The sequence below is a fragment of the Georhizobium sp. MAB10 genome, from assembly GCF_045012825.1.
GTDB lineage: Bacteria > Pseudomonadota > Alphaproteobacteria > Rhizobiales > Rhizobiaceae > Georhizobium > Georhizobium profundi.
In genome coordinates this window covers 1,769,065-1,789,616 of record NZ_CP118314.1, presented here as the reverse complement: position 1 = coordinate 1,789,616, position 20,552 = coordinate 1,769,065, and the positions used below count along the sequence as shown (strand labels likewise).

At 63.4% G+C, this 20,552-nt stretch carries 17 protein-coding genes; all 17 read right to left on the bottom strand.

Annotation, left to right across the window (positions count from 1 at the left end; genetic code table 11):
* Nucleotides 1-110: 110 nt before the first annotated feature.
* The 17 genes from lpxC to mraZ all read right to left on the bottom strand — a co-directional run bounded on the left by lpxC (nt 111) and on the right by mraZ (nt 20,281).
* Nucleotides 111-1,064: a UDP-3-O-acyl-N-acetylglucosamine deacetylase gene (gene lpxC / locus PU133_RS08240; protein WP_404864237.1), complete on the bottom strand. Its 954-nt coding sequence runs from the start codon at nt 1,062-1,064 to the stop codon at nt 111-113.
* A gap of 274 nt (nt 1,065-1,338) precedes the next feature.
* Nucleotides 1,339-3,033 (bottom strand): cell division protein FtsZ, encoded by a 1,695-nt coding sequence (ftsZ, locus tag PU133_RS08235; protein WP_404864236.1) that lies wholly within the window; start codon nt 3,031-3,033, stop codon nt 1,339-1,341.
* Nucleotides 3,034-3,086: 53 nt separating this feature from the next.
* The gene (gene ftsA, locus PU133_RS08230) at nt 3,087-4,412 is read right to left on the bottom strand and encodes a cell division protein FtsA (protein WP_126009448.1); all 1,326 of its coding nucleotides are present in this window, start codon (nt 4,410-4,412) and stop codon (nt 3,087-3,089) included.
* Entirely contained in the window at nt 4,409-5,335 is a 927-nt protein-coding gene (locus tag PU133_RS08225) for a cell division protein FtsQ/DivIB (RefSeq protein ID WP_164527823.1), read from the bottom strand. The genes ftsA and PU133_RS08225 overlap by 4 nt, the downstream gene beginning before the upstream one ends.
* A complete protein-coding gene (locus PU133_RS08220; protein WP_126009444.1) occupies nt 5,323-6,249 on the bottom strand; it encodes a D-alanine--D-alanine ligase in 927 nt (308 codons plus the stop codon). Before PU133_RS08220 ends, PU133_RS08225 begins: the two co-directional genes overlap by 13 nt.
* Nucleotides 6,250-6,486: 237 nt before the next feature.
* Nucleotides 6,487-7,461 carry a UDP-N-acetylmuramate dehydrogenase gene (murB, locus tag PU133_RS08215; protein WP_404864235.1) on the bottom strand — a complete coding sequence of 325 codons (975 nt, stop codon included), beginning with the start codon at nt 7,459-7,461 and terminating at the stop codon, nt 6,487-6,489.
* Nucleotides 7,458-8,870 carry a UDP-N-acetylmuramate--L-alanine ligase gene (gene murC, locus PU133_RS08210; RefSeq protein WP_404864234.1) on the bottom strand — a complete coding sequence of 471 codons (1,413 nt, stop codon included), beginning with the start codon at nt 8,868-8,870 and terminating at the stop codon, nt 7,458-7,460. The genes murB and murC overlap by 4 nt, the downstream gene beginning before the upstream one ends.
* Complete coding sequence (gene murG, locus PU133_RS08205) at nt 8,867-9,985, bottom strand: undecaprenyldiphospho-muramoylpentapeptide beta-N-acetylglucosaminyltransferase (protein ID WP_404864233.1); 1,119 nt, start codon at nt 9,983-9,985, stop codon at nt 8,867-8,869. Before murG ends, murC begins: the two co-directional genes overlap by 4 nt.
* Before the next feature lie 23 nt (nt 9,986-10,008).
* On the bottom strand, nt 10,009-11,166 hold the full coding sequence (gene ftsW, locus PU133_RS08200) for a putative lipid II flippase FtsW (RefSeq protein ID WP_404864232.1): 1,158 nt from the start codon (nt 11,164-11,166) through the stop codon (nt 10,009-10,011).
* A 1-nt stretch (nt 11,167) separates the two neighbouring features.
* The gene (gene murD / locus PU133_RS08195; protein WP_404864231.1) at nt 11,168-12,580 is read right to left on the bottom strand and encodes a UDP-N-acetylmuramoyl-L-alanine--D-glutamate ligase; all 1,413 of its coding nucleotides are present in this window, start codon (nt 12,578-12,580) and stop codon (nt 11,168-11,170) included.
* A gap of 3 nt (nt 12,581-12,583) precedes the next feature.
* Nucleotides 12,584-13,687: a phospho-N-acetylmuramoyl-pentapeptide-transferase gene (mraY, locus tag PU133_RS08190; RefSeq protein WP_404864230.1), complete on the bottom strand. Its 1,104-nt coding sequence runs from the start codon at nt 13,685-13,687 to the stop codon at nt 12,584-12,586.
* 22 nt (nt 13,688-13,709) lie between these two features.
* Complete coding sequence (locus tag PU133_RS08185; RefSeq protein WP_404864229.1) at nt 13,710-15,143, bottom strand: UDP-N-acetylmuramoylalanyl-D-glutamyl-2,6-diaminopimelate--D-alanyl-D-alanine ligase; 1,434 nt, start codon at nt 15,141-15,143, stop codon at nt 13,710-13,712.
* Nucleotides 15,140-16,546: a UDP-N-acetylmuramoyl-L-alanyl-D-glutamate--2,6-diaminopimelate ligase gene (locus PU133_RS08180; protein ID WP_404864482.1), complete on the bottom strand. Its 1,407-nt coding sequence runs from the start codon at nt 16,544-16,546 to the stop codon at nt 15,140-15,142. Before PU133_RS08180 ends, PU133_RS08185 begins: the two co-directional genes overlap by 4 nt.
* A gap of 190 nt (nt 16,547-16,736) precedes the next feature.
* Nucleotides 16,737-18,416 (bottom strand): peptidoglycan D,D-transpeptidase FtsI family protein, encoded by a 1,680-nt coding sequence (locus PU133_RS08175; protein ID WP_404864481.1) that lies wholly within the window; start codon nt 18,414-18,416, stop codon nt 16,737-16,739.
* Nucleotides 18,417-18,442: 26 nt separating this feature from the next.
* Nucleotides 18,443-18,805, bottom strand: coding sequence for a hypothetical protein (locus PU133_RS08170; RefSeq protein WP_126009426.1), 363 nt, complete (start codon nt 18,803-18,805; stop codon nt 18,443-18,445).
* A gap of 4 nt (nt 18,806-18,809) precedes the next feature.
* Nucleotides 18,810-19,844, bottom strand: a complete 1,035-nt coding sequence (gene rsmH, locus PU133_RS08165) for a 16S rRNA (cytosine(1402)-N(4))-methyltransferase RsmH (protein WP_404864228.1) — start codon at nt 19,842-19,844, stop codon at nt 18,810-18,812.
* The gene (gene mraZ / locus PU133_RS08160; protein ID WP_404864227.1) at nt 19,844-20,281 is read right to left on the bottom strand and encodes a division/cell wall cluster transcriptional repressor MraZ; all 438 of its coding nucleotides are present in this window, start codon (nt 20,279-20,281) and stop codon (nt 19,844-19,846) included. The genes rsmH and mraZ overlap by 1 nt, the downstream gene beginning before the upstream one ends.
* Nucleotides 20,282-20,552 lie beyond the last annotated feature (271 nt).

The following is a 20,552-nucleotide window of genomic DNA, read 5'->3' as shown; positions in this document are numbered from 1 at the left end:
GCGAACCTTGGCCTTCTAGCGGCATTCGCCGCTGGCCTCAATGCCTGAGCCGGCCCGTAACTGTGCCGATATTGGCGCATTTTTGTGACGGCAGCGGTTTGGCGCTACGACTAATGCGCCCATGGAGTAAATGAGGGCGATACCGCAACCAGATCCGCCCTGCGAAAGCGCTGAGCCCCGGCCGACGGCGCTTCGACGATATCGTAGGCGGATAGATCGTCGAGCAGCGCTTTCAGCGCGATGGCGTTCAGCTTGTGCCCGCCGCGATAGGAGCGGAAGCACCCGATGATCGGCGCGCCGGCGAGTGCCAGATCACCGACGGCATCGAGCGTCTTGTGGCGCACGAACTCGTCGGAGTAGCGCAAACCCTCGGCGTTGATGACGCTGTCATCGTCGGAGACGACCACGGCGTTTTCGAGCGATGCGCCGAGCGCAAAGCCGGCGGCCCACAGCTTTTCCACGTCGCGCATGAAGCCGAACGTGCGCGAACGGGCGAGTTCGGAACGAAACACGCCAGCGGTGACGTCCCCTGCCCACACCTGACGGCCGATCGCGGCGCTGTCGAAGTCGATCGTGACCTCATAGCGCGTCGTTCCATGCGGCAGAAATTCGCCCCAGGACCCGCCCATCTCGACACGCACGGGCTTGCGCACGCGAATGAAGCGGCGGCGTGCCTCCAGTTGGACGATCCCAGCCTCGTCGATGGCTTCGACGAACGCCCGGGCCGAGCCGTCCATGATCGGCATCTCGGCGCCGTCGACTTCGATAATAATGTTGTCCACGTCGAGAGCGGCGATGGCTGCCATCACATGCTCGATCGTGCCGATGGTCGCGCCGCTGACGCTGCCGATGACGGTGCAGAGATCCGTCGCGACGACCTTCGACGACACCGCACGAATGTCTTCTCGGCGGCCGTCGGCAAAGACGCGGCGGAAGATCACGCCGCTGTCGATGTCACCCGGGTGAAGACGAACGGTCACTTCGGCACCACTATGAACACCGATGCCGGAAAGCGAGACGTGGTGCGCAATGGTGGTCTGGTTGCCGGAAGAAATTGAAATCATAAAATTGCCCGCTGCGTTGTCGCGATCGATCCCTTCGCGGTTCGATCGTCTGTAGTCCCAAGGGCATTCACGCAGTTCGAACGTTCGCCAGCCCCAGCCTCCCGGTGGATGCGGAAGATACGGGCGAGGCTCAGGCCGGCAAAATCACGGATTGTTTCGAAATCTTGCAACCCGTCTTGTCGGAATTCTAAAGCATTTACAATGACTTGCGAGATGGAGACCTTCCGGCAGCATCAGAGAAGGATGCTGCCGGAAGGCGATACTGTGGCGCGACTCAGTTGGCCTGACGGCGCAGGAAGGCCGGAATTTCCAGCTGGTCGTCGTCCTGGGAAACGCGCTTGGCCTGAACCGCGCGGCCCTGGTCGTCGAGCTGTCCACGACGCGGCGCGTAGAGGCTCGCCTCTGGCGAGAGGCTGCGACGCTCCTCTGCGGCCGGCGCACGGGGCGCTGCACGCGGTGCTTCTTCCTCGTCGCGACGGCCAAGGCTGTTCGACAGGCGCTTCAGAAGGCCCATCGGGCCACGCTCGTCGGCAGCAGGCTCGGTCCGCGGAGCCTGGCGATGCTCCATCTCGGCCTGAACGACCGGCGGGAAGTCTTCGACCCGCGGCATGCGTGCCGGCTCGACCGGAGCCATCGCCTGCGGAGCCGGAGCCTCGACAGGACGCGGCGTCGGCGGAACATGATAGCCAGCCATCGGACGCGGTGCCGGAGCTTCCGGCTGCGGTGCGTTTGCAAAGAGGCGGCTCTGCGGCACGAAATCGTCGGCCTGTGCGATCGGCTCGATGCGCAGTTCGCGCTCGATTTCCGCTTCGGCAGACTTCAGCGAGGCTGCAAGCGTCTGCTCGGACACCACTTCGCGAACCGGTGCGGGCTGATGCTGGACCGGCGCAGGGGCAACCGCACGCGGAGCAGCCGGCTGGGCAGCCTGAGGTGCGGCAACGCGCTGGGCGGGACGCACTTCCTGACGCTGCTGTCCGGCCTGAGCACCGCCGATTTCGGCTGCAGCCTTGTCGATGCCGGTGGCAACGACCGACACGCGAATGAGGCCTTCGAGTTCTTCGTCGAACGTCGCGCCGAGGATGATGTTGGCATCCGGGTCGACTTCTTCGCGAATGCGGGTCGCTGCTTCGTCCACTTCGAACAGCGTCATGTCACGGCCGCCGGTGATCGAGATCAGCAGCCCTTGTGCGCCCTTCATGGAGGTTTCGTCGAGCAGCGGGTTGGCGATTGCAGCTTCGGCAGCGGCCATGGCGCGGCCTTCGCCGGATGCTTCGCCCGTACCCATCATCGCCTTGCCCATCTCACGCATCACCGAACGAACGTCGGCGAAATCGAGGTTGATGAGGCCTTCCTTGACCATGAGGTCGGTGATGCAGGCGACGCCCGAATACAGCACCTGGTCGGCCATGCCGAAGGCGTCGGCGAATGTCGTCTTCTCGTTGGCGATCCGGAACAGGTTCTGGTTCGGGATGACGATCAGCGTATCGACGCAAGCCTGCAGCTCTTCGATGCCGGCATCGGCAACGCGCATGCGGCGGCCGCCTTCGAAGTGGAACGGCTTGGTGACGACGCCGACCGTCAGAATACCCTTCTGACGGGCTGCCTGCGCGACGACCGGAGCAGCACCGGTGCCGGTGCCGCCGCCCATGCCGGCGGTGACGAAGCACATATGCGTGCCGTTCAGGTGATCGACGATCTCGTCGATGCACTCTTCGGCGGCAGCGCGGCCGACTTCCGGACGCGAACCGGCGCCGAGGCCTTCGGTGACTGCAACGCCCATCTGGATGATGCGCGTGGCCTTGGTCATCGACAGCGCCTGCGCGTCGGTGTTGGCGACAACGAAGTCGACGCCTTCAAGGCCTGCATTGATCATGTTGTTGACGGCATTGCCGCCGCCGCCGCCGACACCGAAAACGGTGATCCGTGGCTTCAGCTCGGTGATGTCCGGCTTCTGCAATTTGATGGTCATGGCACCCGATCCTTTCCGTTTTCGGCCAAACGCCGCTTTGGCCAAAGCCCTGATTAAAAACTCTCTTTAAGCCACCGCCCCATACGGGCGATCGTACCTGTTCCTTCGCCGACAAAGCCGGCCCTGCCGGAAGCATGGTCTTCGAGACCTGCAACCTGCGGATAGATCATCAGCCCCACCGCGGTGGAGAAGGCCGGGCCCTTGGCTGCTGCAGGAAGACCCGCGACACCCATGGGACGGCCGATACGCACGTTGCGGGCGAGGATACGCCTGGCGACGTCCGCCATTCCCGTCAGTTGGCTTGCGCCGCCTGTCAGGACGATGCGCTTGCCGACCGCGCCGCTGTGGCCGGATTTCTGCAGGCGATCGCGAATCATTTCCAAGGTTTCCTCTACCCGTGCGCGGACGATCTTGACGACTAGAGCACGCGGAACCTGCGTGGGCATGTCGCGTTCGTCGTCGCCGATCGGAGGAATGCTCACCACGTCACGGTCGTCGGTGGAGGTTGTGACGGCCGAGCCGTGCACGACCTTCAGACGTTCTGCATCTTCGACCCGCGTGGAAAGGCCGCGCGCAAGGTCCATCGTCACGTGATGGCCACCGAGCGCGATCGCATCGACATGCACGAGCCGGCCTTCGGAAAAAAGTGAAATGGTGGTCGTGCCGCCGCCAAGATCGATCGTGACGCAGCCCATCTCGGCCTCGTCGTCGACCAGCGCGGCAAGCCCGCTCGCATAGGGCGTCGCGACCATGGCTTCGACGGAGAGATGAGCCCGGTTGATGCAGAGCTCCAGATTGCGCAGCGGCGCGCGTTCGGCCGACAGAATGTGCATGTCGACCGACAGACGATCGCCGAACATGCCCGTCGGATCTTCGATGCCGCGCTCGCCATCGAGCGTGAAGAGGGTCGGGAGCGAATGGATGACGCCGCGATCGGCAAGCGCCGACTTCTGCGCCGCTGCCGAGAGCACCTTCCGCAGATCGGCGGAATTGACTTCGTGCCCGCCGAGATCGATCGAGCCCGAGTAGGTGTCGCTCTTCAGTCGGCCCGCCGAAACGTTAACGATCAGCGATTCGACCGTCAGCCCGGCCATGCGCTCGGCCGCGTCGACCGCCAGCCGCACTGCGCCTTCGACCGCGTCGAGATCGGCGATGACGCCGGCCTTCATGCCGCGGGACTTCTGATGGCCGATGCCGACAATTTCGATCCGGTGCGTACGGCCTGGCAGAAGCTGGCTTTCCGTGCGTGGCGTCAGCCGGCCGATCATGCACACGACCTTGGATGATCCGATGTCGAGCACCGAGACCGTGGTCGTGCGCTTGGCCGAGAGCGGACGCATGCGCGGGACGCCGAAGGAGCTGGACCCGAAGATGCTCATGTACGCCGCTCCATCGCCTTCAATGCCTTGCTGCGCTCTTCCCACGCTGCCTGCCGGCGCTCGAGCGCATCCGGCGTCAGGCGGATGGCGATGCGGTCGGAAAGCCTCAGATCCACCGCAGCGATGTCGCGCGACAGGATTTCTTCGGTACGGTCGAGTTCGGCAAGCGTCGCCAGAGCTTCCTTGGTGCCGCGCTCGGGCAGCCGAGCCACGATGCCGTTGCGGAAATAGAGGTCCCAGCGGCGCTCCGCGACGCGGACGGCGGCGCGCATGCGCCGCTGCAGATCGGGATGCTCGGAAAGCATCTTGTCGAAGCCGGCAGCACCTGAATCGGCGCCGAGCCCGACGAACAGCGGCAGCATGTTGAAGCGGGCATCGTTCATCGGGGTGATGATGTTGCCGTTCCGCTCGATCAGGAACAGGTCCTTGCCGTTCTGCCAGATCCCGAAGGCCTGCCGTTCCTTGACTTCGACCGTCACGCCGTCCGGATAGACCTTGCGAACCTGGGCGTCGCGGACCCAGGGAAGCTCAAGCAGAGCATTCCGCGCATCAGCCGCATTCATCGCCATGACGGACGTCGCGCCATCAAGGCCGAGCGTCGTCAGAATATCGATTTCGGACGTCTGGACATTGCCCTCGACGGTGACGTTATCGATCGCAAAGCCGAGCGCGGCCGTGCCGTCATTGACGACTGCGGGGCCGTGCCCGCCGACGACGGTGCCATAGACGAGCGTGGAACCGAGGAACACCAGCGCGAGAACCGATCCCAGGTGACGGGGGATCGCAAGTTCTTCAAGCGCAGGCGATTCGAGATAGCGCACTACCCGGCGAAAGGGGCGCGGCAGTACCGGAACGACACGGGCCGACGCAGCCGCAACCGCCGCCGAACTCCTCCACGCACGTTTACCGATCAACGCAAACAAGATGCGTCCTCCACCATCCAAGCCAAGAATTCGCCGAAGTCATGCCCTGCATGCTGGGCGAGTTCGGGCACCAGCGAGGTTGGTGTCATGCCAGGCTGAGTGTTGACCTCCAGCCAGATGACCTCGCCCTCTTCGGAAAATCGGTCGTCGTAACGGAAGTCTGATCGACTGACGCCGCGACACCCGATTGCCCTGTGTGCCTTGAGCGCCAATGTCTGTATTTTTTGGTAAATATTTGGTGAAATTTTTGCGGGGTATTCGTGTTTTGATCCGCCGGGTACGTATTTGGAATCAAAATCATAGAAGGTGTGGCCCTGCGGGATGATTTCGATCACCCCAAGCGCCACATCGCCCATCACGGCGCAGGTCAATTCACGGCCTTCGATGAATCGCTCCACCATGATTCGGTCGCCATATTTCCACTCCGACGAACCGATGACCTGCGGAGGATGGGTCTGCCCCTCGCGCACGATGACGACCCCGAAGCTCGACCCTTCATTGACCGGCTTCACCACATAGGGCGGCTTCATCGGATGGTTCGAGCCAATGTCGTGGCGATCCATCACGCGGGATTCGGCAACCGGCACGCCGCCGGCCTTGGCGACCTTCTTGGCTTGATCCTTGTCCATGGCGAGCGCGGAAGCGAGCACGCCGGAATGGGTATAGGGAATCTGCAGATATTCGAGGATGCCTTGGATCGTTCCGTCTTCGCCGAACGGCCCGTGCAGGGCATTGAAGACGACGTCGGGCTTCAACTCGTGAAGAACGCTTGCGACATTGCGATCGACATCGATGCGGGTCACGCGATAGCCGACGCCTTCGAGCGCATCCGCACAGGCGGCACCCGACGACAGGCTGACCGGTCGCTCCGAGGAGAACCCGCCCATAAGAACGGCCACGTGGCCTTTCGACATACTGATCCCCTCTGATCATCCCTCAAAGCACAGGACGCACCGAAACCGCGCGCGACAAGGCAGCCGGCCCCGGACCAGCAAACCTTGGCGACGTCATGCCGCGACTCAGTGACGAATGTGCTTGATCCCAAGGAATCAGAACGGGGATTCCGTGACAACCCCACATGGACTCCCTTGGAATCACATGTGATTTCAAAGGCGCGTCGGTCGAATGTTCAAGCGTGGAAAATCGAGGACCTACTCGGCGCCGAGAAAGGGCTGTACCACCCGGCCATCAGCGAACTCACCGAGACGGCGGATTTCCCAATGCAGGCGAACGCCACTCGCTTGCGCAACGCGTGCGCGAACGGTCTCGCCGAGAAACTCCAGGTCGTAGCCGCTCGCCTGCCCCGTATTGATCATGAAGTTGCAGTGCATCGGCGACATCTGCGCGCCGCCGATCGTCAGACCACGACAACCTGCCCGGTCGATTTCCTTCCAGGCCGACGAATCCGGCGGGTTCTTGAAGGTCGAGCCACCGGTCTTTTCGCGGATCGGCTGCACCGTCTCACGGTGATGCTGGACCGCGTCCATCTCCGAACGGATCACTGCCTGATCGGCCGCGTAGCCCTCGAAGATCGCATGGGTGAAGATCAGATCGTCGGCCGCCCCGCTGTGGCGGTAGCTGTAGCCCATGTCGGCATTGCTCAGCACATGGACATTGCCCCGCCGATCGAGCGCGTGCACTTCGACGACACGATCCTTCGTCTCCACGCCGTTCGCGCCGGCATTCATCCGAAGCGCACCGCCGATGCCGCCCGGGATGCCGTGGTAGAAATGCAGGCCACCGATCGAGGCGTCGAGTGCCGCTGCCGCGACACGCTTGTCGGGCGCGGCCGCACCCGCCTTCAGCCGCGTCTCGCCCACCTGTTCGATGTCACCGAAGCCCTTGGCAGACAGTCGCACGACGGCGCCGCGAATGCCGCCATCGCGCACCAGAAGGTTCGAGCCGATACCGACGACCATCAGCGGCACATCTTCGGGGAGCGCCTTCAGGAATGCGGCAAGATCATCCCGGTCGGCCGGCTGAAACAAAAGATCGGCCGTACCCCCCGCCCGAAACCAGGTGATCTTGTCCATAGGCGCATCGGGGGTCACGCGGCCGCGAAGGCCGTCGAAAACCGAGCCAAGGGAGTCCAGAAGCCGCGCACCGTGCTGGGGATGCTGCATCATGCGTCTCCGGACAATGCTGCGAGCTCACCTCCGAGCGCAGCCGCCCAATAGGTGATTGAGCCCGCGCCAAGGCACACCACGTAATCGCCTTTCGAGGCCGTCGCAGCCACGATGGCTGCCAGTTCCCCCGGCGCCTCGATCAGGCGCACGTCGCGGTGCCCGCCGGCCTTCATGCGCTGTGCCAGATGGGCGGAATCGATGCCCTCGATCGGCTGCTCACCTGCCGTGTAGACCGGAGCGAGGATGACCGTGTCGGCATCGTTGAAACATGCGGCGAAATCGTCGAACAGGCTCGCCAGTCGCGTAAAGCGGTGCGGCTGGACGATGGCGACGATGCGACCGTCACAGGCGTCTCTTGCGGCTCTGAGCACCGCCTTGATCTCGACCGGGTGATGCCCGTAATCGTCAAAAATCTCCACGCCCTTCCAGCTGCCCACATGGGTGAAGCGCCGCTTCACGCCGCCGAAGGAACCAAGGCCGGTCTTGATCTGCTCCGGCGTCACACCGAGTTCGATCGCGACGGCGATCGCCGCCGTGGCATTGGACACATTGTGACGGCCAGGCATCGGAAGACGCAGGTCGCGGATGTCGATCGTCTCGCCGGTCTTGCGGCGGCGGATCAGAACGTCGAACACCGAGACCGGGCCGTCCATGCGGTGGTTGAGGAAGCGCACGTCGGCTTGAGGGTTCTCGCCATAGGTGACGACGCGGCGATCCTCGATCTTTCCGACGAGCGACTGCACTTCCGGATGATCCAGGCACATGACGCCGAAGCCATAGAACGGCACGTTCTCGACAAACTGCGCGAAGGCCGCGCGAACCGCCTCGAACGATCCGTAATGATCGAGATGTTCGGGATCGATATTCGTAACCACAGCGACGTCGGCGGGCAGCTTCAGGAACGTGCCATCGCTCTCGTCGGCTTCCACCACCATCCAGTCGCCTGCCCCCATGCGGGCGTTGGTCCCATAGGCGTTGATGATGCCGCCATTGATGACGGTCGGGTCGAGATTGCCGGCGTCGAGCAAGGCGGCGACCATGGAGGTCGTCGTGGTCTTGCCATGCGTGCCGCCGATCGCGACTGCGTTGCGGAAGCGCATCAGCTCGGCAAGCATTTCGGCGCGGCGAACGATCGGCAGCAGCTTTTCGCGCGCCGCAACCAGTTCCGGATTGTCCTTCCGGATCGCCGTCGACACCACCAGCACCTCGGCATCGCCCAGATTTTCGGCCGCGTGACCGACGCTGACCGGGATACCCTTCTTGCGCAGGCGCTCCACATTGGCGCTTTCCGACTGGTCGGAGCCCTGTACGCTGTAGCCGAGCGTATGAAGCGCTTCGGCAATACCGCTCATGCCAATGCCGCCGATGCCGACGAAATGGACGAGGCCGATGGTCTGCGGCATCTTCATGCGCGGTTTTCCTTGAATTTTCCGATGCTCATGCGGCCCGCAATAGCCTCTGCAAGATCGGCGAGCAAGGCGGCGGCATTCGGCCGGCCGGTCGCCTTGGCGCTGGCAGCCGTGGCCGCAAGCCTGGCAGGCTCGCTCATGGCATTTGCGATCAGGCCGGTCAGCCGCGGCTGGTCGAGTGCCGATTGCTGGATGACCTCGGCGCCGCCCTTCGCCATGAGGGCCGCCGCGTTGGCGGCCTGGTCATGGTCGAGTGCGTGCGGATACGGAACGAGGATGGCCGGTCGACCGATGACGGCGAGCTCCGACACCGTCGACGCGCCAGAGCGGCTGATGACGAGATGCGCGGCAGCGATCCGCGCCGCCATGTCGGAAAAGAACGGCGACACTTCCGCGGTGATACCAAGCGCGCGGTAAGCCGCGACGACCTTGTCCGCATCCTCCGCCCGCGCCTGTTGTGTGATGGTCAGCCGAGCGCGCAGATCCGGCGCGAGCTTCTCGATGGCGGCCGGCAGCGCCTCACCGAAGAAGCTGGCGCCCTGGCTGCCGCCGAAAATAACGAGATTGAAGGGCTCATCAAGCGCAGACGGTCGGTATGGCACCTGCGAAGCGTCGATCACGGCGGGGCGGACGGGATTGCCGGTCGTGACGGTTCGCGCCGAATGCGGCCCCTCTTCCGGCAGGAAGCCGCCTGCGATCGCATCGACCCGCGGCGCGAGCAGCCGGTTCGCCCGGCCCATCACCGCGTTTTGTTCGTGGATCAGGGTCGGTGCACCGAGCCGCGTCGCGGCGTATACCGGCGGCAGCGTCGGGTATCCGCCAAAGCCGATCACGGCCGCGGGTTTCAGCCGGTTGATCAGGCGCTTGGCCTCGCCGACGCCCTTGACCAGTGTGATCACCGACTTCGCGACGGCGACCGGGTTGCGCGAACCGATCGTTGCGGAGCGAACCACATGCACCGCATCGGCCGGGAACTGTCCGGCGAACCGCTCGGCGCGGGTGTCGGTCACGAGGTCGACCCGGTGGCCGCGGCGTCTCAGCTCATGAGCCAGCGCCTCGGCCGGAAAAAGATGGCCCCCGGTTCCCCCGGCCGAAAGCAGAAACAGTTTGCTCAAGAAGCGATCCCTTCAGGTCTTTGCTATTCGGCCGGCACGCGGAAGCCGAAATCGCCGAACAGGCTGCGTTCCGACGAGCGCTTTTCCGGCCTGCGCCGCGTCAGCGCCAGAAGGAAGCCGACGGAGATCGCCACCGCGATCATCGACGAGCCGCCATAGGAGATCAGCGGCAGGGTCATGCCCTTGGCAGGCGCGAGTTCGAGATTGACCGAGATGTTGATCAGCGACTGCAGCCCGATCAGAAGCACGAGGCCGGAGATGGCGAGCCGGGTGAAATCGTCACGCTCGCGGCTGGCATGGGTGAGACCGCGCAGCACGATGAAGGCGAAGATGACGACGAGTGCCATGCAGAAGATGATGCCGAACTCTTCCGCCGCCACCGCGAAGATGAAGTCCGTATGGCTGTCGGGCAGGATTCGCTTGATCGTGCCTTCGCCCGGACCACGGCCGAACCAGTCGCCGCGAATGATGGCTTCGCGGGCGGTGTCGACCTGATAGGTGTCGCCCTCGCCGGTCAGGAAGCGATCGATACGGCCCTGCACGTGCGGGAATGCCGTGTAAGCGCCCAGAATGCCGCCGACGCCGACGACGCCGAACAGAATGATCCAGAACCAGGGCATGCCGGCCATGAAGAACATGCCGCCCCAGATCGCCGCCACCAGAACGGTCTGTCCAAGGTCGGGCTGGGCGAGCAGCAGGGCCGAGATGATGACGAAGAGGATGATCGCGAAGAGGTTGCCGGGGATTTCTGGCTGACGGCTATGCTCGGAAAAGAGCCACGCACACAGAATGACGAAGGCCGGCTTCATGAACTCCGACGGCTGGATGGAGATACCCGCAAGGGCGATCCAGCGCCGCGAGCCCTTCACTTCCACGCCGATAAAGAGTGCGAGCACCATCAGCAGCGTCGATAGGCCGAAGATGAAGAGTGCCGCCCGTCGAACCTGCCTCGGCGTTAAAAACGATACGCCGATCATCACGACCAGCGTGGGCAGCAAAAATACCGCATGGCGCTTCACGAAATAGAAGCTGTCGAGCCCGATGCGCTCGGCAACGGCCGGGCTGGCGGCGAAAGACAGCATGAATCCGAGCGCCATCAGGAGAACGAACGCGATCAGGAACACGCGGTCGATCGTCCAGAACCAGTCGGCAACAAGTCCCCGTTCCGCTCGGCTTACCATCTCAGTCGCTCTCCTTGGCGAAAGGCACCAGCATCTCGACACCGTCGAGACCAGCTACGGCCGCGACGAACGCATCGCCGCGCACCTCGAAATTCCTGTACTGATCGAAACTTGCGCAGGCCGGGCTGAGCAGCACGACCGGCGCGCCGGCGGCGCTCTCACCAGCGTCGCGCGCGGCATGAACGACGGCGAGGTCGAGTGTGCCCGAGATTTCGTAAGGCACGGCCTCACCCAGGGTGGCGGCGAAATCGGGCGCGGCCTCACCGATCAGATAGGCTTTGGATATCCGGCCGAAGAACGGCTGCAGCGACGTGATGCCGCCCGCTTTCGGCAGGCCACCGAGGATCCAATGGATATCGGTGAAGCTCGACAGCGCCGGCGCCGCCGCATCCGCATTGGTCGCCTTGGAGTCGTTGACGAAGACGACCGCGCCGCGACGGCCGACCGGCTGCATGCGGTGCTTCAGGCCCGGGAAAGTGCGGATGCCGGCTTCGATCTCTGCCTCGGTCAGGCCGACGGCGAGGCAAGCGGCAATGGCAGCCGCCGTGTTCTGGGCATTGTGAGCGCCCTTCAACGTCGGGTGACCGGCGAGATCGACGACCGTGCGTTCCCCGGCGCTGCCCGCCTGCACGATGCGGCTCGATTGCGCAAACAGGCCATCGGCGAGCACACGCTCCTTCGAGATCCGCACCAGCTTTGCCTTGGACGTCCCGATCCGCTCTGCGATGGCCGTCGAGAAATCGTCGTCGACACCGACAATTGCAACGTTGGAACCGGCCACGAGCCGTTCCTTGATCGCCGCGTAGTTTTCCATGCCGCCATGTCGATCGAGATGATCCGGTGACAGGTTGAGAAGGATACCAGCGGTTGGATCGAGGCTCGGTGCCAGATCGATCTGATAGGAAGAGCATTCGACGACGTAAAAGCGCTCCGGCGCTGGCGGATCGAGCGACAGCACGGCCGTGCCGATATTTCCGCCAAGTTGCGTGTCGCGGCCGCTTGAAGCGAGAATATGCGCGATCAGGGCCGTCGTGGTGGATTTGCCGTTGGTACCGGTGATGGCAACGAACGGCGCATTCGATTGGCCTGCGCGGCGTTCGCGGCAGAAGATTTCAATATCGCCGATGATCTCCACCCCTGCCTGGCGGGCGAGGTCGACGCTCCAGTGCGGCTTCGGATGGGTGAGCGGAACGCCGGGCGAGAGCACGAAGGAAGCGATTTCGGACCAATCGATCTCGCGCAGATCATGCGTGACGATGCCCTCATCGCGTGCCCGCTGCACCGATTCCGGATTGTCGTCCCACGCAACGAGGATCGCGCCGCCGGCAACGAGGGCGCGGGCGGTGACGATGCCCGAACCGCCGAGACCGAACAGCGCGACCTTTTGACCGTTGAATGTGGTGGCCGCGATCATGGCTCAGCGCAGCTTCAGCGTTGCAAGGCCGACGAGGGCCAGAATGATGGCGATGATCCAGAACCGGACGACGACCTGGCTTTCCGTCCAGCCCTTCTTCTCGAAGTGATGGTGGATCGGCGCCATGAGGAAGACGCGCTTGCCGGTAAGCTTGAAGACGCCCACCTGGATCATGACCGACAGGGCCTCCATGACGAAAAGGCCACCGATGATCGCCATGACGATCTCGTGTTTGGTGGCGACGGCAACGGTGCCGATCAATCCGCCAAGCGCGAGCGATCCCGTGTCGCCCATGAAAATGGCGGCGGGCGGCGCGTTGAACCAGAGAAAGCCGAGCCCTGCCCCAATGACGGCGCCAAGCACGACGGCAAGCTCGCCAGTGCCGGGCACGAAATTGATCTGCAGATAGTCCGAAAAAAGCGCGTTGCCGGTGAGATACGCGATCACGCCAAAGGCGCCTGCAGCGATCATCACCGGGCCTATGGCAAGACCGTCGAGACCATCGGTCAGGTTCACCGCGTTGCCGGCGCCCACGATCACGAACGCACCGAAGACGACGAAGAAGAGTCCGAGATCGAGGAAGAAATCCTTGAAGAACGGAAAGGCCAGCGAAGACCCGAAGGTCAGGCTATCGGCGGCGGTCGATGCGAGCGTCGTGCGCATGATGAAGTAGACCGCAATGCCGGCGATGACAAACTCGATGCCGAGACGCGCCTTGCCCGAAAACCCCATATGCGACTGCTTGGTCACCTTGAGATAGTCGTCGTAAAAGCCGATCGCGCCAAAGCCGATCGTCACGATCAATGTGACGAGCACGTAGATCGACGACAGGTCTGCCCAAAGCAGCGACGCACCAATGATGCCCGACAAGATCATCAACCCGCCCATGGTGGGCGTGCCGGCTTTCTTGAAGTGGGTCTGGGGCCCATCGGCACGGATCGGCTGGCCGCGACCCTGGCGGATGCGCAGCGAGGCGATGATTCGGGGTCCGAACAGGAAGACGATCAGGGCCGAGGTGAAGAGCGATCCACCCGTTCTGAACGTTATGTAGCGGAAAAGATTGAAGACTTGCAGTTCATCCGCCAGTCCTACAAGCCACATCAGCATGGGTGTGTCGTCCTTTGCCTCTTCAATCGCCTGAATCGGCTTCCGGCACGGCCGGAAACTTGTCAAGCAAGGCGGAAACGACCGCGCCGAAGCCGATCCCGAGTGATGATTTGACCATGATGGCATCGCCCGCATGGACGGCCTTGGTCACGAGAGGCACGAGTGACGCGGTAGTCTCGCGATACTCGCATGCGATTTCAGGCGGCAGCGCCTGTTCCAGCGCCTTCATTTCCGCCCCGGCAAGATAGACCCGATCGATCTTCGCCTTCTTCAGCGGCTCGACGAGTTCCTCGTGGAGCTTGGGAGAAAAGCGGCCAAGCTCCAGCATATCACCGAGTACGGCGATCCGCCGCCCGTTCGGACCGAGCGTCGCGTGGGCGAGCAGCGCGATCGCCGCCCGCATGGAAGCGGGATTGGCGTTGTAGCTCTCGTCGATCAGCGTGAAGTTGCCCGACCCGTTCTTCAGCCGGTACTGTGCGCCACGCCCCTTCTCTGCCCGGAAGTCGGCCAATGCGCCCGCAACCTTCGCCAGATCGGCACCGACGAGATAGGCAGCGCCGAGCACGGCCAGAGCATTTTCGACGACGTGCCGACCGGGGGTGCCGATTTTCACGGCGACATCCTCGTCGCCGATCCGCGCTGTCAGGCAGGAGCAGGTCGCATGAAGCTGGACCCGTTCAAGCCGGAAGTCTGCCTTCCGGCTTTCGCCGAAGCTGTGAATATGCGCGATACCGGCTGCGTCGGCCGCGTCCTGCAAAACCCCGAACTTCTCGTTGTCGCGGTTGAGAATGGCATGGCCATCCGGATCGACGCCGAGGAAGATTTCCGCCTTGGCAGCGGCAATCTCGTCGAGGCTCTTGAAGTTACCGAGATGGGCGGCGGCAATCGTCGTGATGATCGCCACATGCGGGCGGACCATCTTGACGAGTGGCGTGATCTCGCCCGGATGGTTCATGCCGATCTCGAACACGCCGAAGCGGCAGTCGGCCGGCATGCGCGCAAGCGTCAGTGGCACGCCCCAGTGATTGTTGAAGGATGCAACGGCCGCATGGGTCGATCCCACGGCCGAGAGGCAATGCTTCAGCATGCCCTTGGTCGTCGTCTTCCCGACGGAACCGGTGACGGCGATGATCTTCGCCTTGCTGCGCGCCCTTGCAGCCTCGCCGAGGCGACGAAGCGCATCGAGCACGTCGTCCACCACCACCATCGGCGCCTGAATGTGCCCCAAGGCCGGCAGCTTGTCCTCGCCGACGACCAGCACGGCGGCACCATTGGCAACAGCTGCGCTGACGAAGTCGTGCCCGTCGAACCGGTCGCCCTTGATCGCGAAGAACGCGTCGCCCGAGCCTGCCGTCCGGCTATCGATGGAAATGCCGGTGATGCCGCTCGGCATGTCGCCGACAGGGCGTCCATTCGTTGCTTCGATGAAAGTTTTGAGCGTCCAGAGCGGTGTCATTGCGCATGCGCTGCGAGTGCAGCCCTTACCTGTTCGTGATCGGAGAATGGCAGTGTCTTGTCGCCGATCGTCTGGCCGTTCTCGTGGCCTTTGCCGGCGACGATGAGCGTGTCGCCCTTCCTGAGGAGGCCGACAGCTGCGCGGATCGCCTCTGCCCGGTCGCCGATCTCGGTTGCGCCAGGAGCAGCAGCCAGGATCTCGGCACGGATTTCGGCAGGCACTTCCGAGCGCGGATTGTCGTCCGTGACGATCACCACATCGGCAAGCCGGGTTGCGATTTCGCCCATGATCGGGCGCTTGCCGCGGTCTCGGTCCCCGCCACAGCCGAAAACGACGACGATGCGGCCCGTTGTGAACGGCCGCACTGCTTTCAAGACATTTTCCAAGGCTTCCGGCTTGTGAGCATAGTCCACATAAGCGGGCGCGCCTTCCTGTGTGGTGCCGACAAGCTCCAGTCGCCCCGAAGCGCCTTCAAGTCGCTCCAATGCCGCCATCGCCTGCTCTGGCGCAACGCCTGTCGAGATTGCAAGACCGGCCGCAACCAACGCGTTCGACAATTGAAAATCGCCGGCGAGCGGCAGGTCGATCTCGTAGATCTTGCCGGCATGGTGGACTTCGGCGAGCTGCCGCTGGCGCTGATGCTCGACACGCTTCAGAGCAAGGAAATTGCCGCCCCGGCCAACGGTGCGCACATCGAGCCCGGCATCGCGCGCGGCAGAAATGACCGGATCGGAATAGGCGTCGTCGGAGAAGATGATCGCGGGCGCGCCCTTCGGCAAGAGAGCCGTGAACAGGCGCAGCTTGGCGTTCAGATAGTCCGTGATGTCGGCATGATAATCGAGATGGTCGCGGCCGAGATTGGTGAAGCCGCCGGCCTGCAGCGTCACGCCGTCCAGCCGGTGCTGGTCGAGTCCGTGGCTCGAAGCCTCCATCGATGCATGCGTCACACCTTCGGCGGCAAGCTCCGCCAAAAGGCGATGCAACTCGACCGGATCCGGCGTGGTGAGTGAGCCATAATCATTGCGGGATGGCGACACGATACCTGTCGTTCCGATCATCGCGGCCGGCAATCCAACGCTCGCCCAGATCTGGCGCGTGAAGGATGCAACGGACGTCTTGCCTGCCGTCCCTGTGACGGCAACCATCGTCTTCGGCTGAGCGCCTGCGAAGCGTGCCGCAGTCCTTGCCAGAAACGCACGTGGTTCCTTCACGCGGATTGTCGGTGCCGTTACGGTCAGGGCTGCATCGTCAGCGGCGACGATGGCAACAGCGCCCCGCGCCAGCGCATCCGCGACATAGAGCGCGCCATCGGCCTTGGAGCCGGCAAGCGCCGCAAAGAGATAGCCGGGCTGAACCTTGCGGCTATCTGAAGCGATGCCCGCAACCTCCGGATTCCCGTCCATCCCCTCCGGCGTCTCGATACGCGCTTGCGCGTCGATGCCGACGAGTTCGTGAAGTCTCATAGCCCACGTCCACTGGTTGCCGCCCCGCTCGATGCGCGCCGCGATCCGCGCGACGGGGCGTAAGTCTTGAAAGATCTGACCGCTTGAAGCCGTCAGATCATGTACGCGTCAGGGCGCCGTTCATTGGCGCTCAATAAGACACCAGCATGGCAGAGCCATCCCGTCCGTATTTGGGCTGCACGCCGAGCAACGACGCCGAGCGGCGAATGATTGCCGACACGGTCGGCGCGGCATTCAAGCCGGCGGTTGCCGCGTGCTGGCCTTCCTCAGGCTTCGGTTCGTCGATGACGACCAGGACCACATATTGCGGCGCATCCATCGGGAACGCGGCGAGATAGGCGTTGAAACGCACGTCGCTGGAATAGCGGCCGTTGACCACCTTTTCCGCCGTGCCTGTCTTGCCACCCACCCGGAAGCCTTCAACGTCGGCGCGCCGGCCTGAGCCTTCGAGCGAATTCAGGCGGAAGAGTTCGCGCATGTCGGCGCTGGTCTGCGGACTGACAACCTGCACGGCGTGGGCCGCCGCCTGTTCTTCCGTGCGCGGAAGGAACGTCGGAGGAATGAGCTCGCCGCCGTTCATCAATGCCGCGGCCGCGACCGCCGTCTGCAACGGCGTCGTCGTAACGCCATGTCCGAAGGAAATCGTGATCGAGTGAATCTGCTTCCAGTCGCGCGGCTGGAGCGGCATCGCCACTTCCGGCAGTTCGGTCTGCATACGGGTCAACAGGCCGAGACGGGTCAAAAACTCCCGGTGGCCAGCCACACCAACCGCTTCTGCCATCTTCGCAGTGCCGATGTTCGACGAGTAGATGAAGATTTCAGGCACACTCAGCACGCGGTGCTTGCCGTGGAAGTCGCTGATGGTGTGGCCGCCGATACGGATCGGACGCGACGCATCGAAGCTGTCGCCCATCCGCACCCGGCCGCTATCGAGCGCCATCGCCGTGGTGAAGGTCTTGAAGGTCGAGCCCATTTCGTATGTGCCCGCCGACATGCGGTTCATACGATCCTTCTCGAGAGCCTGAGACGGGATGTTCGGATTGTAGTCGGGCAGCGACGACATGGCGATGACTTCGCCGGTATGAATATCGAGCACCACGGCGCCGGCCGCAATTGCATCGTACCGTTCCATCGCAGCAGCCAACTCGTCGCGCACGATGTGCTGAACGCGCAGATCGACCGACAGCGCGACCGGCTCCATCTCCTCGTCGACCGTCATGCCGAGGTCGAAGAGATCGGCAAGCCCCTGGCTGTCGAGATACTTTTCCATACCGGCAATGCCGCGATTGTCGACATTGACGTGGCCGACGATATGCGAGGCTGTCGTTCCACCTGGATAAAAGCGGCGCTTCTCGGGACGGAAGCCAATGCCCGGAATGCCGAGCGCCATGATATCGGCCTGCTGCTTCGGCGTAAGCTGACGACGCAGCCACTGAAAGCCCGAATCCGACGACAGCTTGCGATGCGTCGTGCGGATATCGAGATCCGGCAGCACGGTCTGCAGTCGTTCGATCGCCTCGTCGGCATCGACGATGCGGCGCGGTTCGGCATAGAGCGAGACGGTGCGGATGTCGGTTGCAAGGATTTCGCCATTGCGATCGACAAGGTCCGGGCGCGATGCAAGCAGCATGTCCGCCCGCGGAATGCTCGCGGTCGCCTGATCGTCAGCCATGCCATATTGCACAAGCCGGCCGCCGATGACGACATAGAAGGCGCAGAAGCAGAACATCGCGATCATGACGCGCGACTTCGCCTCGCGGCCGCTGCCCTTGCGCGCCGTCAATGCCGCCTGACGGCGCTTTTCCAGCATGCGGTTGAAGATGTCGGGCTTCTTCATCAGCGCACCACCGAGCCTGTGATCGTGGGATCTGCGAAATCGTCGAAATCCTGCGCGATGAGTTCTTCGATCTGCAGCAGTTTCTGCGGCAGCTCGTTCGGCTGCGCAATCTGCGGCGGATCGATGTTGCCAAGCTGCAGGTCTTCCTGGAACCGCGCGACGAGCTGCTCGAGCCGGACCGGCTGGTTCAGCAGGCTCCAATCGGCTTCGAGCAGATCGATCGTCTGCCGCTCGAGCTGGATCTGCGCCTGCAGTGCACGGACTTCACCTAGCTTCTCCTCGGCACGATGCTTGATCTGATAGGTAACGGTCGCCGCCCCGATCATCGCCACCACCAGGAAAAAGTTGAAGGGCTTCAGCATCGTCTCATCCACCAATCGCATTAAGTTCGGCAAGGTCCGGCAGGCCAAACACGGACATGTCCGCGCGCTGCGCTTGCGCCTCGGTCCGTTGACCGCTTCTCAATTTCGCCGAGCGCGCGCGGGGGTTATCCGACAGTTCCTCGTCACCCGGCGTGACCAACCCTTTGCCCACGGGCACGAAGGTTGCCGCAATCAGTTCGACCTGCGGCAGATGGCGCGAGCCGCCGGCCTTGCCGCTGCGTTCGGCAAAGAATCGCTTCACGATCCGGTCTTCCAGCGAGTGAAACGTCACGACCGCGAGCCGCCCACCGGGTTTCAGCGCGCGTTCCGCAGCGATGAGCGCCGCGACGAGTTCGCCAAGCTCGTCGTTGACGTAGATGCGCAGCGCCTGGAACACGCGGGTTGCTGGGTGGATTTTGTCCTTGGCCTTGCGCGGCGTAACGGTTTCGATCAGTCGGGCGAGATCGCGCGTGGTGCTGAACGGTTCTTCGACGCGCCGTTTTTCGATGGCGCGGGCAATGCGCCCGGCTTGGCGCTCTTCCCCGAGGAACCCGAAGATACGCGCGAGATCGCCGGCCTTCAGGCGGTTGACGACATCAGCCGCTGAAACGCCCGCGCGCTCCATGCGCATGTCGAGTGGACCATCCTTCTGGAAGGAGAAGCCGCGATCGGCCTCGTCGATCTGCATGGAAGACACGCCGATATCGAGAACGACGCCGTCCAGGCCACCCTTTGGCGCGAATTGGTCGAGAAGCGAGAACCGGGACTGGTGAAGTGACAGCTTGCCTTTCCAGGCATCGACCAGCGGCTGGCCACCCGCAACCGCACCAGGATCACGATCGAGCGCGATGACATCGGCGCCGCGCTCGAGCAACGCCGTGGTGTAGCCGCCTGCCCCGAACGTGCCATCCAGGATCACCTTCCCGGCTCCGGGTTGCAGCGCATCGAGCACTTCCTGAAGAAGAACCGGGGTGTGACGGGCCGGTCCGCCATCAGCGTCCGGCCGGCCGTGGCCGGCGAAATCGCCTGTGCCCGCCATCACCCCGTAGCTCCCGCCGATGCGATCTGCGCCCGCGCCGCATCCTGCATGCGCTGGAAAGCCGACGGCTCCCACAGCTGGAAATGATCCGACCGCCCGACGAAGGTGACCTCGTCTGAAAGATTGGCATAGTCGCGAATAAGGTCCGTGATCATCAGTCGCCCTTCCCCATCCAGTCGAAAGAACGAACCGCCGCCGTGAATGAGCAGCGACAATTGCTGTGCCCGCGGAGAGAAAGGATCGAGCGTCGAGATCTGCCGCTCGTAGCGGTCGAGAATATCCGGCCCGCCGAAGCAGAACGCCGGATAGAGAAAATCCTGAAAGCCGTAGAGATCCTCGATCGACTGCCGCGCCATGACCGTGCGGAAAATCGCCGGCACGGACACCCGCCCCTTCGCGTCGATCTTCTTGGTCTGGCTGGACAAGAACCGGTTCATCGCTTGCCGCGTTCATGTCCTGCTGCACGGCCCATGCCATAAGTCCCCCGAAACGCCGACGATGACACACGCAAACGACACCACCCGAGACACTCGCAAGCCCCGGCCGCCCCAACGCATCCGTACGGAATATGAACAATGATCGGGCAGCGACGCGCCCTTCAAAACTGTGCATTTGGGATAACATGGGACATTTTGGGCGTCAATGGGAACGCTCCTTGAAGTGGCGACGCAACAGCACGGATTCCGGCATTCGCGATGATGCGAAAAC

Bases quoted from the DNA above. Each gene is read 5' to 3' on its own strand.
- PU133_RS08170 (WP_126009426.1), bottom strand. From the start codon at position 18,805: ATGCTGAAGCCCTTCAACTTTTTCCTGGTGGTGGCGATGATCGGGGCG.
- rsmH (WP_404864228.1), bottom strand. From the start codon at position 19,844: ATGGCGGGCACAGGCGATTTCGCCGGCCACGGCCGGCCGGACGCTGAT.
- PU133_RS08180 (WP_404864482.1), bottom strand. From the start codon at position 16,546: ATGGACGGGAATCCGGAGGTTGCGGGCATCGCTTCAGATAGCCGCAAG.
- murB (WP_404864235.1), bottom strand. From the start codon at position 7,461: ATGATGCAGCATCCCCAGCACGGTGCGCGGCTTCTGGACTCCCTTGGC.
- PU133_RS08220 (WP_126009444.1), bottom strand. From the start codon at position 6,249: ATGTCGAAAGGCCACGTGGCCGTTCTTATGGGCGGGTTCTCCTCGGAG.
- ftsW (WP_404864232.1), bottom strand. From the start codon at position 11,166: ATGGTAAGCCGAGCGGAACGGGGACTTGTTGCCGACTGGTTCTGGACG.
- murD (WP_404864231.1), bottom strand. From the start codon at position 12,580: ATGATCGCGGCCACCACATTCAACGGTCAAAAGGTCGCGCTGTTCGGT.
- PU133_RS08185 (WP_404864229.1), bottom strand. From the start codon at position 15,143: ATGACACCGCTCTGGACGCTCAAAACTTTCATCGAAGCAACGAATGGA.
- mraY (WP_404864230.1), bottom strand. From the start codon at position 13,687: ATGCTGATGTGGCTTGTAGGACTGGCGGATGAACTGCAAGTCTTCAAT.
- PU133_RS08175 (WP_404864481.1), bottom strand. From the start codon at position 18,416: ATGCTGGAAAAGCGCCGTCAGGCGGCATTGACGGCGCGCAAGGGCAGC.
- lpxC (WP_404864237.1), bottom strand. From the start codon at position 1,064: ATGATTTCAATTTCTTCCGGCAACCAGACCACCATTGCGCACCACGTC.
- ftsA (WP_126009448.1), bottom strand. From the start codon at position 4,412: ATGAGCATCTTCGGGTCCAGCTCCTTCGGCGTCCCGCGCATGCGTCCG.
- ftsZ (WP_404864236.1), bottom strand. From the start codon at position 3,033: ATGACCATCAAATTGCAGAAGCCGGACATCACCGAGCTGAAGCCACGG.
- murC (WP_404864234.1), bottom strand. From the start codon at position 8,870: ATGAAGATGCCGCAGACCATCGGCCTCGTCCATTTCGTCGGCATCGGC.
- mraZ (WP_404864227.1), bottom strand. From the start codon at position 20,281: ATGAACCGGTTCTTGTCCAGCCAGACCAAGAAGATCGACGCGAAGGGG.